At 62.4% G+C, this 12,647-nt stretch carries 6 protein-coding genes and 1 CRISPR repeat array (1 of these 7 cut by a window edge); all 6 genes read right to left on the reverse strand.

All coding sequences use genetic code 11. From position 1 onward, the window contains the following. The 6 genes from ACNSN7_RS03830 to cas6 are packed head-to-tail and all read right to left on the reverse strand — an operon-like array spanning position 1 to position 8,139. Positions 1 to 606, reverse strand: coding sequence for a CRISPR-associated protein Cas4 (locus tag ACNSN7_RS03830; protein ID WP_418280793.1), 606 nt, complete (start codon positions 604 to 606; stop codon positions 1 to 3). Continuing rightward, positions 603 to 3,260 (reverse strand): CRISPR-associated endonuclease Cas3'', encoded by a 2,658-nt coding sequence (locus ACNSN7_RS03835; RefSeq protein WP_418280795.1) that lies wholly within the window; start codon positions 3,258 to 3,260, stop codon positions 603 to 605. The genes ACNSN7_RS03830 and ACNSN7_RS03835 overlap by 4 nt, the downstream gene beginning before the upstream one ends. Next, a complete protein-coding gene (gene cas5b, locus ACNSN7_RS03840; RefSeq protein WP_418280796.1) occupies positions 3,257 to 4,051 on the reverse strand; it encodes a type I-B CRISPR-associated protein Cas5b in 795 nt (264 codons plus the stop codon). Before cas5b ends, ACNSN7_RS03835 begins: the two co-directional genes overlap by 4 nt. Then, positions 4,051 to 5,181, reverse strand: coding sequence for a type I-B CRISPR-associated protein Cas7/Csh2 (gene cas7b, locus ACNSN7_RS03845; RefSeq protein WP_418280798.1), 1,131 nt, complete (start codon positions 5,179 to 5,181; stop codon positions 4,051 to 4,053). The genes cas5b and cas7b overlap by 1 nt, the downstream gene beginning before the upstream one ends. Further along, complete coding sequence (cas8b, locus tag ACNSN7_RS03850) at positions 5,174 to 7,330, reverse strand: type I-B CRISPR-associated protein Cas8b/Csh1 (protein WP_418280799.1); 2,157 nt, start codon at positions 7,328 to 7,330, stop codon at positions 5,174 to 5,176. Before cas8b ends, cas7b begins: the two co-directional genes overlap by 8 nt. Continuing rightward, positions 7,327 to 8,139 carry a CRISPR-associated endoribonuclease Cas6 gene (cas6, locus tag ACNSN7_RS03855; protein ID WP_418280800.1) on the reverse strand — a complete coding sequence of 271 codons (813 nt, stop codon included), beginning with the start codon at positions 8,137 to 8,139 and terminating at the stop codon, positions 7,327 to 7,329. Before cas6 ends, cas8b begins: the two co-directional genes overlap by 4 nt. A gap of 584 nt (positions 8,140 to 8,723) precedes the next feature. Then, positions 8,724 to 12,647: a CRISPR direct-repeat array (repeat unit 30 nt; unit sequence GTTTCAGACGAACCCTTGTGGGGTTGAAGC) (it continues 1,526 nt past the right edge of the window).

The following is a 12,647-nucleotide window of genomic DNA, read 5'->3' on the forward strand; positions in this document are numbered from 1 at the left end:
TCAACACCAGCAGAAGTCGTGGTAAGCGCACGACGAGCAGAACGGTTTCTCGGTAGCCGGCGGGGGCGAGTCACTCGCGATGACCCGGTAGATCCCGCGGATCGCGTCTTCGACTTTCTCACGGCGGTCGGCGGTGAGCGCAACCGGGTCGCGTGATCGTTCCGTCGGATGAACGAGTACCCCATCGCGCTCAACCCCCGCGAACTCTTCGAGATACCAGAGGTAGTACGACAGCTGCATCCGGGCCGGCTCCACCAGCGACGAGGAGGGCTTGATCTCGACGACGCGCCCGTCCTGTAGGAGGTCAAGCGACACCATTCCGAGCGAGAGTTTCTCCCGTTCCCCTTCGTATGCCGTCTCGTCGACGCGTGTCCCTTGTACCACCGAAGGGTTCTCTCGGTCGATCTCCAGATACCGGCTGGCGAACCAGAGTTCGCGCTCACAGACGACGTAGTACTGCATCATCACGCCCGTCACGCGGAAGGGGTCGGCGTCGCGCTCGCCGGCGACGGTCTGTCGGAGACGGTCGACAGGGTCGACATCGTCGGGATTCGACAGACCGTCCCCGGAGTCTCCACCGACGTCCGATCCACCCGCCGGACTCATAGAAGGCGTGCCTCCACGGAATCGTCGGGCGTAACGACGCCTTCGACCGTGTCGAAGTACTCGTCGAACCGGCTGGATCGAGCGTCAATGTGGAGACGTTCATCCTGCCTGTCGATCGGCATACAGTGAGCGAACAGTGACTCGTCGTCCTCACCGTACATCGGCACGGAGATCTGGAGCGGCTTTAGCAGGTTCGTCTTCGCTTTGACCGTCTCCCAGTCGTGTTCACGGTAGGCAGTTCGCAGCTCCTCGACATGGATCGCCTCTTCACGAGTGCGTGTGACGATTACGTCGACCGCCGGCGGCTCGTCAATCAGAGAGAGCTGGCCAAGCGTCTCCGCGTCTGCCTGCTTGACGTGCTCGATGTACTCCGAGTCACCGACCCCACGCTCGTCCAGCATTGAGAAGTAGGACTCGACGGCAGTTCGTGTGACGGTGTACTCGTCCATCGGCTCTCCCTCATACACCTCCGCCAGTGCGAGCGCGGCGATCTTCGTCAGGCTGTCGCTGTCGTAATCGTACACCGATGTCGACGGCGTTCGGTCCCTCCCTTCCGGCGGTTCGAGGACCCACGTCGTCACGAGACCGGTGTCACGGTCGAACGACCGGTTACACCGTCCCGCGGCTTGGACGATACTGTCGAGGGGGGCGAAGTCCCTGAACACGCGATCGAAGCTCACGTCGACGCCCGCCTCCACGAGCTGTGTCGAGACAAAAACGATCGGTAGGTCGCGTTCTGTCAACTCGATGGCGACAGTGATGAGGTGTTGGCGATCGATCGGGCGATGTCGTGTCGTGAGGTGGACGAGAAGCGGCTGATCGTCGTTTAGTCGGTCGATCGTTCGCTCGATCGTGGCGTCGGGAGACACTTCGGAACTGTCCCCCCCTTCGTTCGCAAGCACGCCGTCGTAGACGTCGTTGACGACGAGTGGGTCGGCCTGTCGCTCGACCGACTCGCTCAGCTCGCGGGCACTGTCGATGGTGTTGCAGATGGACAGAACGGATAACCCCTCGCCTACGACCGCCGCGATCTGCGATCCGGCGTCGACGTACCCTACCGGTTCCGGCTCCCCGTCGAGGGCCGCTTCGACCGACGGATGCAACTGGAACCGAACGCGATCGAGTCCCTCGTAATAGGACTCGGGGTCGGAAACGAGACTCGGCGTTTCGCCGTTTGTGGTGTCGGTGAACAGCTTCGGCTGGGTAGCCGTCATGGCGATCACCGTCACGTCGTACTCCTCCACGAGCAGGCGCGCCAAACGTTCTACGAGCGCCCACCATCGATGGGGAAGCGCCTGTGGCTCGTCGAGAACCACGACGCTGTCGTAGAGGGATGGAAGCTTCATCGACTGGACGTTTCCCGGACCCGCGAGGCTCTCGAACAGTTGCACGAACGTTGTCACGACCATCCCCGACCGCCAACTCTCCCCGAGAACGGACTCTGCGTCGGCACGCGTATCGTCGGGAACCTCCTCGGGTGAGCTGAGAAGCGGCACACGCGTCTCGGAGAGGTGGTGATCGACCGTCAATACGTCGCTGTCGACGCGATCGACGTCGAATACGGACTCGCTCTCTGCAGCCACCTGGTCGATGATGGACGTGAACGGCAGCGCATACACGAGCCGCCCGTCACCGGGCTTCCGGTCGAGAACCGTCAAACCGGCGTCGAGTCCCGTGAACGTCTTTCCGAGTCCCGTCGGTAGCGTGAGCGTTGCGGCGGACCCCCCCGACTTCGCGAAGGTCTCTGCACGGGAACGAGCCTCTCGGCGGGCTCGTTCCCGTTTCTCGTTCAGTGAGCGCGTCCGGTCGTCCACGTCCAAGCGCTCGGCGTTCCGCTGGATCGACCGCACTTTCGCGTCGATCGCGGTTCGTCTCGGCGTGGTTGCATCGTACACGTCGACAGGCAGGTCCACCTCGCTCGTGAGGTGACGGGCGCTCGTCTTGTCCGCGAGCACGAGCGCGCTCCAGACCTGGAGGGTTCCGTCGTAGAACCGCTCGGACAGGTTCCACGGTTCCTCGAAGGAGAGCTTGCGACCGCCAAGCACGTGCTCGCCGATCGTCACGAACCGATCCTGCTCGTGGGTACCGTGCAGCCACCCGCGGAATCCCTCCCACGAGCCCTCGCCGTCAGTTGAACGGTCGATCAAGGCATCGGCGACGGCGGACTCGTTCGCGTCGATGTTTGCGACCTGCTCGAAGGCATCCTCACGGAACAGTCGTCGAAGTGGTCCCGCGTCGCGCTCGGCGGCCGCCTTTCGGACGTAGTCGGCCGTGTCCGGGAGCTGGCCGTGGTGTTTCGCAACCGCAAGGAAGCCGACTAGCGGGTCGTCACCCTCGAAGCCAGCGGCGTCAAGCGCGTAGTACGCCACGAGCGCTCCGAGGGGTGCGTGGTGGGACGGGCCGTCGATCGCGAAGTCGGCATCGCCCGCATGCAGGTGCTCCTGGAACCATCTCGTGAGCTTTCCGATGTCGTGAACCCACGCGAGCCGCTGCCCCATGTCGACGACCGAGCCGCCGTCCGCGGTTGTCGCTCCCTCCGGAACGAGTGCCTCGATTCGATTCGCGACGTCCGCGAGGTGATCGTCCAGCGGTACGTCGGCACCGTCGCGCTCGCGGAAGTGTGACGGAGGTGCGTCGATGTCGATCCCGTTCAACTGAACATCACCCGCCGTCCGTCTACGCGAGAGGTCTCGACATCGTGGACGTGGACCGGCTCCGCTCTCGGCGAGTAGGCCAGTGAGAGGAACTCCGTCGTAGTGCGTCCGCCGGAATCGGCCGCCATGAACCCTGGCGACCGCTCGACACGGATGGGTTTTCCGGGGGAGAGCTTGACGTCGTCGACCGCCTCGACGACGGCGGAGTCGACGTCCACATCCCCTTCCTCACACGGTTCGACGTCGAACGTCCCGAGATACACCACTTCGGCGAGATGCTCCGACAACCCGAGGCTCGGCGGGTAGTAGCTCGTGCCCGTCTCCAGTCGGGTACGGAGTTCTCCGAACAGCTCGTCGTCGAGTTGGAGGTCGATTCGGTAGGCCGGATCGACGAGCACTTCGTAGTTGTGCTGCTGACGTAACTCGGTCGGATCCGGCATCGAGACGCGCGCGTGCCCCCGCGTCGGCACCGTTTTCATGTGCTCTTTCGCCGTCGACAGCGTGTTCTGCGGGAGGTTCATCGTGCGGAGCTCGTCGAGCGGCTCGACGGCGACTGCCGACCGCTCGGGAGCGAAGACGTCGTAGTAGCTGTCCCTGTCGAGCCCAAGGATCGCTGCGGTGATACCCGCAATCGTCGTTCGCGGGGGGATCCGGTACGTCTGCTTGACGATGTTCCCCTCGACGCGCCGAAAGTGTCCCCACTGGCCGCGGAGCTCGAAGGAGAGGCACTCCGCCGACTCGGAGTCGGACTCGTCGTCACGGTCCCAGTCGTCGAGCGAGTGCTGCGTCATCAGTCGCCCGCGCTCGGCATCGTCTGGGCGGCCTCGTCGTACACGTCGATCACGTCGACGGCCCCGTCCCCGAGTGTGTCTCGAAGGGTGTCGTGGAGTCCGTGATCGCCGATCTCGTCGCCGGCTGTAAGGCGCTCGCCGCCGACGGTCACGTCCAGTACGTCGCTCACTGCGACACGAACGCGCTCGATCTGGTCGGCGTGACGCTCGAGTCGACCGACCAGGTCCGTCAGATCGACCGTGAGGTCGCGGACGTTCCGGATCTCGTCGACCGGCTCCGATGCCGACTCGTCGACATCGACGTCCCGAGTGAGCCCCCCGATGTGGAACCCCTCGTCCGCGTACTCGACGCGGAGGTAGAGCCGGGGCTCCTGTCCTACCTTGCTTCGGCTGATCGTCTGGTTCTTGATCGCTCGCCAGCAGAGCGTGTCCAGGCGTTCGACGTCCGCAGGCGATAGCTTCGTGTCGTCCGATCCGTGCTCGTCAACGAGCCCGTGAAACGCGATAAAGCCGTACTGGATCCGGTGGTCGTCGAGATCGAACCCGCCCTGTTCCTTGTCGGCTCCAGTTGCGATGACGCTCGTCAGGCTGTTGTACTCCTCGTTTTCGGTGACCGCGTGGATCGTCTTCCCCGGTGAGAACTGGACGGGCCCCGTGAAGTGGTCCGGGAGGTAGTCCTCGAAACCTTCGTAGCTCCCCTGTAGGTCCATGCTCATCGTCGCCCCGAAGTAGCGCACGTCGGCGGCGTCGTCGAGGAAGGCACCGAAGACCTCCTCACGAAGCTGGGCCGCCTCCTCCTCGTCGAGGTCGTCGAGGTCCCACTCGTCGGGATCGAGCGACTTGAGACAGTCGCGAAGGAGCTCCCACCGCTGGGCCTGTTTCCCGTTGTCGCTCTTGACGTTCCGCACGTAGACGCCGTGTCCGTCGGCATCGAGCTGGTCGCGAAGGTACCGTTTCAGCCGCACGTCCGTAACGATCGCCTGCTCGGTCCGGGGATCGATCCGGGGGCGGTTCGCTCCGCTCAGGGGGTTCCCGTTGGGATTGGCGTCGACCGCGTCGTAACAGAAAACGATCTCCGACCGGTTCTCCACGGGTTCGTACTCGTCGTCGGCGTAGGCGTGTTCACTCATTGGTGTCAGTAGTCGCGTCGTCGTCGTCGCTCGATTCGTCGGCGTCCTCGTTCGGGATCCAGTTGTTCATACCGTAGGCGACGCCGAGCGCGTAGTAGTAGCGTAGCTCGCTCGTGTCGATGTCCCAGCCGCCGTCACGCTCCGCGCGTGGGAGCGTCTCGACGAGCCCGTCGACGACCTCGGCGTACATCGTCGAGGCCATCCGGTTCTCGCGGGAGTAGACGACGTTCTTGTCGAGGACGTCGCTCGCGAGTCGCTCGATCTTCGAGCCGGTGACGGACTTGATCGAGTACTGGTCGACGAGCGTCGTCGAACGCCCCTCCGAGGACTGCTGGTAGCTGGAGACCTGTCCGACGAGCACACCGAGCAGGAACCCACCGCGTCGTTGCGGGTTCTCGGGCGAGAGCGCCGGCGTGTCGTCGAGGAACTGTTCGAGTTTCTGTGCGCGTTTGACGGCCTTCGATCCGCCGTCGGTTCGTGCGCGTCGTGTCGTGTCGTGTTGCATCTGTGGTTTCGCGTACTCCGCCGGTTTCGTCAGCGATTCGTCCCCGCCCGCTAGTAGGCCCGCCGCCGCGAAGGCGCACAGCTGTGCGTGCTGCATCGCGACGAACATCGACGGGAACCCCTCGTCGTCCGCATCGCTCTCCTCGATCAACCGGTCGGCGTACTCCTCGAGCAGGCGGTCGACGGGGATCGAACCCCCGGAGAGTGACGCGATCAATGCCTGGACCCGAAGGTCGTCCGCGGACACCGTGTCGTCGTCGTCCGGCGTGGCGAACGTCGACCGGAAGTAGCCGCCGGCGGCGATCGAGCCGACCATCGCCTCCACGTTCGGACGCAGCAACGACCACTCCTGGTGTGCGGGCAGTGCGGGTCGCACGTCCGGGTGCGGGAGCATGGCTTCCTCGTTGAACGCCCAACTGGAGAGCACTGCACAGTGCTCGCGGGCGAGCTCGACCGGATGCACCAGCGAGGCGTTCATGTCGTCGCCGAACACGTCGTACCGCTTCGTCTGGTGCTGAAGCACGGCGGCGACGTAGAACTGGAGCCGCTCCCCGTCGGGGTCGTACCCGTCCTCGGGGTTGTAGTCCCTGTACATCCGCTCGACCGGCGTCAGCGTATCCTCGTCGACCACGCTGTAGAGCGCGGTGTACAGCTCGCGGGCGTCCTCGGGCGTCGGTCGCCCGAAGAAGTACGGGAGATAGTAGACGTTCGACTCCAGCGTGTAGTACGAGCAGGCGTCGACGAACGTCGAAGCGTTCATCAGCGTGACGGCGACGTCCTCCGAGACGGGGTGTGAGCGCCACGCCTCGTCCGGATCAAGTCCGGGGAACTTCTCAAGCTGCTTGCCAAGGAAGTAGTTCAGCGGATCCTCGGCAGTTCCGACGGTCGGCCCGTCCTGCCCCGTGACGAGGTCTGTCGCCTGACCGATAGAGTTCGTCGCGGCACCCTTCGAGACGAGCTTCGAGCGTTTGTGGGCGCGCATCGCCTCGTTGAACACCGTCGTCCCACAGGCACCGGGTAGCTCGTAGTCGCTGCCGGCATCAAGTTTGACTGTAACGGTCGTCAGCGCCGTCGTCGACCCTTCCAATTGCTTGTTGACGGCGTCGACGATCGCTTCCTCGATGCCGTCGCGCTCGCCGAGATCGGCGAGCGCCTCGACGATCCAGCCGTCCTCGTGCTCGGCGGCGGCGTCTTGGATAACGTCATCGTCCGCCCACCGCGTTAACCGCTGGAACAGATATTCGGCGATCTTCTCGGGCTCTTTCCCCTTTCCAGTGCGGTGCGTGACGCTGTGGTCGAATCCAGCCGCAGCATCGAACCACGCGTGTGCGACCGCCCCCACGTCGTCGCGGGTGTAGCTTCGGAACTCGACCGGCCGATCCACGTCGAGCGCGGGCTCGTCACCGGTAAGGTCGACGCGGAGGATCGCCAGGCTCTCCGGCTCGCCGAACAGGTCCGTCGACTTCTCTGGTGTGAGGTACGGCGCGAACTCGCCGCCACCGGCCGTCGCTAGCGTGTAGAGCCGTCCGTAGAGGTACTGGAGGTCGCGTAGCGAAGCGATCGGACGATCGGGGAGTTCCGCGGCGAGTTCCTCGTCGTCCTTGTACGTCTTCCTGAACTCCCTCGGCTCCGGAAGGAGATTCATCCGCCGTGCACCTCCGGTGCCGGCTCGCCGAACGGGCCTTGTTTCTCGGCGACATTCAGGAACCCGAGTCCGAGTCCGTTTCGCTCGCCGAGCCCGCACGAGAGCGCGAGGTTGAGGTGGCGGCGGTGGTGGTCGTCGCGAACCGCGTACGGGAGCCGCCACTTGCTGAGGACGTACGTCATCGTCTGCCCCTGTGTCACCTCGACTGGTACCGCGAACGTCTTGATCAGCTCATAGCCGTCGAAGAGCTCTCCGGGTCGGTTGCTTGGACCGGGAAGGTGATCAGGTGCGTGTCGCCCGTGTTTGGCGTCGAGATTGGACTCGATCTGCGTCCGGAGCGGCTCCATGCCGAACTCGGGTTGCCAGAACGTCGCCGTGTCACTGCCGGGATGGTCGATACCGTACTCCTCACAGCGCCACGGCGGGATCCGGATGAGTAGTCCGGTGCCGCTCTCCAGAACCCCGGTGCTTCCCGGCTCGCCGACGTCGGGCTCGATCACCGAGAGGTCGTCGACCGTGAACGGCATCTCTCCCACGTTCAACTCGGGATCCCGCTGGAGGTCTCGCGCCACGTGCGCGAGGAGTTCCTCGTCTGGCGAGGCGACGAGTAGCGTTCGCTTGTCGCCCTCCGCCATGTCGCGGGGTGGGAAGGGGTTCGAGAACGTGAATCCCGGCGGGTCGTTGGTGTCGTGTGCGGTCTCGTACGGGGTTCCATCGAGCGCCCGCCACATACGACCGCGCAGTTTGTGGTGGTACGCGTTGTCGTACGCGGTGTCCGCTCGCGCCGACAGACGCGCTACAACGCGCATTGCTCAGTTATCGATCGGTTGATGTGTGTTTGAATCATCAATTGTTGACGTGTGTTGTCGACTTAGTGTTGGTTAATATAATTTTCCCACAACTGGGTTCATCTGAAATTCGGACCGGTGTTATCCTTATTATCCGGATCATGATTTCAATCATTTCTGGTTCAGCGAAAACTAATATATGCGAACGGCAGACACCATTCAACCATCCACAACCAGATAGGGATTTCCGGCGTACGAGAGGGCCTGAAACGGAACCGGATCGCTCGCTGGCGGAACGACCTGCTCTTGTTACCGTCGATACCGTCGTCGAAGGGCAGTTGAGCGGATCGGTAGGAAAGTGCGAGCGTTTATCCATAGCGGCACCTCTGCCTCCAATGTCCGTCCGGCGCTCGGTTAACGAGAACTCGACTTCCCCAAGTACGGTCGTAGCGGTCCGTTTCCACAAATAGCCGTTGAGCGATCGGCGTCCAAAGCATTCCGCAAGCGTCGTCGACCCCCTGGGGGTTCAGGGTTTATTGAGGGTCGACGGAAACGTTTGTGTATGAGCAACCAGTAGACAGCCTGTGGTGCCCGAATCAGCCACCGTTTCAGACGAACCCTTGTGGGGTTGAAGCCCTCGCTCGGTCAACTCCTCCGGCGTCGACGCCGTGTTTCAGACGAACCCTTGTGGGGTTGAAGCGCCGTTCCCGGCATCTGTACACGCCAGCGGAGCTTGTTTCAGACGAACCCTTGTGGGGTTGAAGCCTGCGGTGGGCGGCCAACACCGACGCGGTCCGCGAGTTTCAGACGAACCCTTGTGGGGTTGAAGCCCAGAATCCGGACGGCGCCGAAGTACTCGCGGACGGTTTCAGACGAACCCTTGTGGGGTTGAAGCGTCGATCCCGACCGCGAGGGCTGGCCCAACCCCGAGTTTCAGACGAACCCTTGTGGGGTTGAAGCCCACTCAGACGCCGGTGGCTCGGTGTGTCTCGGTGGTTTCAGACGAACCCTTGTGGGGTTGAAGCGGTCTCCTCTGCGAGAACATGCGGCAGTACGGCTGGGTTTCAGACGAACCCTTGTGGGGTTGAAGCCTCTACTCGAACGTCGACTCGGAGAACCAGACGACGTGTTTCAGACGAACCCTTGTGGGGTTGAAGCGTCCACGACCGCCGGTGGGACGTCTCGAAGCCGACCGTTTCAGACGAACCCTTGTGGGGTTGAAGCACGACATCCTGACAGCATCGAAGAGCATAGCAGCGTTTCAGACGAACCCTTGTGGGGTTGAAGCTCTCGGAGACCCTTCTCCTCGATGAGCGCCTCATCGAGTTTCAGACGAACCCTTGTGGGGTTGAAGCGCCGATCTCGACAGCTGCCCGCAGGTCGAGCTCGTTTCAGACGAACCCTTGTGGGGTTGAAGCAGCGACCCGATCGCGATCCGGCTCGTTACCGCGTGGTTTCAGACGAACCCTTGTGGGGTTGAAGCGCCCACTGTGCGAGGTCCTCGGCTCCCCCTGGGTACGTTTCAGACGAACCCTTGTGGGGTTGAAGCACCGAGTACCGCGAGCGGAACGAACACGACATCGCGTTTCAGACGAACCCTTGTGGGGTTGAAGCACGACAACGGTGGCGGTCGGAATCGACGCCAAGGACGTTTCAGACGAACCCTTGTGGGGTTGAAGCCCCGAGCCGTAGCCGCCACGGAAGTTGACGACGTGTTTCAGACGAACCCTTGTGGGGTTGAAGCACGATCGAGCGATGATCGAACCCGTCTCCGTGTTGTTTCAGACGAACCCTTGTGGGGTTGAAGCGCCGAATCGATCAACGCTCGTCGCGCCACTTGTAGTTTCAGACGAACCCTTGTGGGGTTGAAGCCCGTTGTTGAGGAGGTAGTCGTACTCGAGAGCGTCGGTTTCAGACGAACCCTTGTGGGGTTGAAGCTTCGTCTCGAGCCCGGGGTAAGCGTCGTCGAAAAGCGTTTCAGACGAACCCTTGTGGGGTTGAAGCCTAGTCCGGCGATCGATCCCGCGATCGCTCCCGGGAGTTTCAGACGAACCCTTGTGGGGTTGAAGCCTAGTCCGGCGATCGATCCCGCGATCGCTCCCGGGGTTTCAGACGAACCCTTGTGGGGTTGAAGCCCACGCGGGTTGCGTCGATCACGACCGTCGCGAGGAGTTTCAGACGAACCCTTGTGGGGTTGAAGCACGTCGCTGTCAACTTCGCCGGCACGTGTCATGTGGTTTCAGACGAACCCTTGTGGGGTTGAAGCGGCATGGCGGCGTGGGATCGGGAGGGGTTCAACTGTTTCAGACGAACCCTTGTGGGGTTGAAGCCGGACCACCAGCGTTGAGAAGATCGACACGAACGCGGTTTCAGACGAACCCTTGTGGGGTTGAAGCCGGATCGATATTTCCTCCAACATCGATCCCAACGGGTTTCAGACGAACCCTTGTGGGGTTGAAGCGACGTCGAAGACTCGTACGCCCGGCGCGCTATGGAAGTTTCAGACGAACCCTTGTGGGGTTGAAGCTGCAAACGGTCGAAGCGATTGTACCCGTTCAAAATTGTTTCAGACGAACCCTTGTGGGGTTGAAGCCTTCGCACGGCCCGCCAGGTCGCGCACGCCGCGGGTTTCAGACGAACCCTTGTGGGGTTGAAGCATGCTCGCACCTCCGTCTGTCCGCGCGCACCCGGGGGTTTCAGACGAACCCTTGTGGGGTTGAAGCCGGACCCGCTTCATCGCGGGTGTGAGGAGACGAGCGTTTCAGACGAACCCTTGTGGGGTTGAAGCGACGAGCACACGCCGGAGATGTCTCAGCTCGAGTACGTTTCAGACGAACCCTTGTGGGGTTGAAGCTTGTATCTGTCATTTGTCGCCTCCGCGTCCGCGCTCGTTTCAGACGAACCCTTGTGGGGTTGAAGCGCCGAGACCGAGGTCGACCTCGCGGCCTCGTACGAGTTTCAGACGAACCCTTGTGGGGTTGAAGCGGACGCACGCGAGAGCCACGAGGCGAACGCACTGTGTTTCAGACGAACCCTTGTGGGGTTGAAGCTCCGTATCCCCCTCCAGCGTCCGCCCCCCGTCCGTGTTTCAGACGAACCCTTGTGGGGTTGAAGCGTCCATCAGCTTCTCGGTCTTCTCCCGACGAGCCGCGTTTCAGACGAACCCTTGTGGGGTTGAAGCTATGAACCGGACCGACGGTGACGGAGAAGGTGCGGTGTTTCAGACGAACCCTTGTGGGGTTGAAGCTACCCGTCGGCTCGACGAGCGTCTCCTCTACGACCTGTTTCAGACGAACCCTTGTGGGGTTGAAGCGGACGACATGAACGAAACACACAGCGACGAGGACGTTTCAGACGAACCCTTGTGGGGTTGAAGCGCCTCGCGGGAGGACGTCCTCCTGTGGGCGCACGAGGTTTCAGACGAACCCTTGTGGGGTTGAAGCGTTGGCGACGATGATGTTCAGGACCACCCAACAGGTGTTTCAGACGAACCCTTGTGGGGTTGAAGCCTGCGGTGGGCGGCCAACACCGACGCGGTCCGCGAGTTTCAGACGAACCCTTGTGGGGTTGAAGCCCGGAGACGATCCCGGCCGACGAGCGGGATAAACAGTTTCAGACGAACCCTTGTGGGGTTGAAGCGTGTTCGACGTGGACGGCTATCTCGACCGAGACGGGTTTCAGACGAACCCTTGTGGGGTTGAAGCGCTTCGACGACGCCGCTGCACCCGACAATCGGTATGTTTCAGACGAACCCTTGTGGGGTTGAAGCGACCAGCCAACGTGACGGCTTTCGCAATTATCAAGAGTTTCAGACGAACCCTTGTGGGGTTGAAGCGACGTGCGGATAGTGGTCAACCGCCAAAAGCTGAGTTTCAGACGAACCCTTGTGGGGTTGAAGCGCCCCACCCGTGATCCGGGGCGGGCTCGTCCTCGTGTTTCAGACGAACCCTTGTGGGGTTGAAGCGTCCCGATCAGCGTCGAGCCGCTTGAGGAATCGGCGTTTCAGACGAACCCTTGTGGGGTTGAAGCGAGGAGAGTCCCGAACCGATCGCCGACGGCGACATCGTTTCAGACGAACCCTTGTGGGGTTGAAGCCACGTCGGACGGCGGTGTCAAGGTGGCGTCGGCACTGTTTCAGACGAACCCTTGTGGGGTTGAAGCGAGGTTTCGGACGTTGACCACGACTCCCCGGACGGAGTTTCAGACGAACCCTTGTGGGGTTGAAGCACCTGATAGGCCTTTTCGGAGTAGTTCACGATTTCGTTTCAGACGAACCCTTGTGGGGTTGAAGCCGTGCGTACAGAATGGTCCACAGCCCACGCTCGTGTTTCAGACGAACCCTTGTGGGGTTGAAGCCTCAGTCGCTCCATGGAGGTCGACCACCTCACCACAGTTTCAGACGAACCCTTGTGGGGTTGAAGCAAGCCGGAGGAGCGGACCGCAATCACGACGCTTGGCGTTTCAGACGAACCCTTGTGGGGTTGAAGCACGTACCGGCGAACGCTGGCGTGGGACCGTGAGAAGTTTCA

The organism is Halorubrum rarum, from assembly GCF_048380895.1.
Lineage (GTDB): Archaea > Halobacteriota > Halobacteria > Halobacteriales > Haloferacaceae > Halorubrum.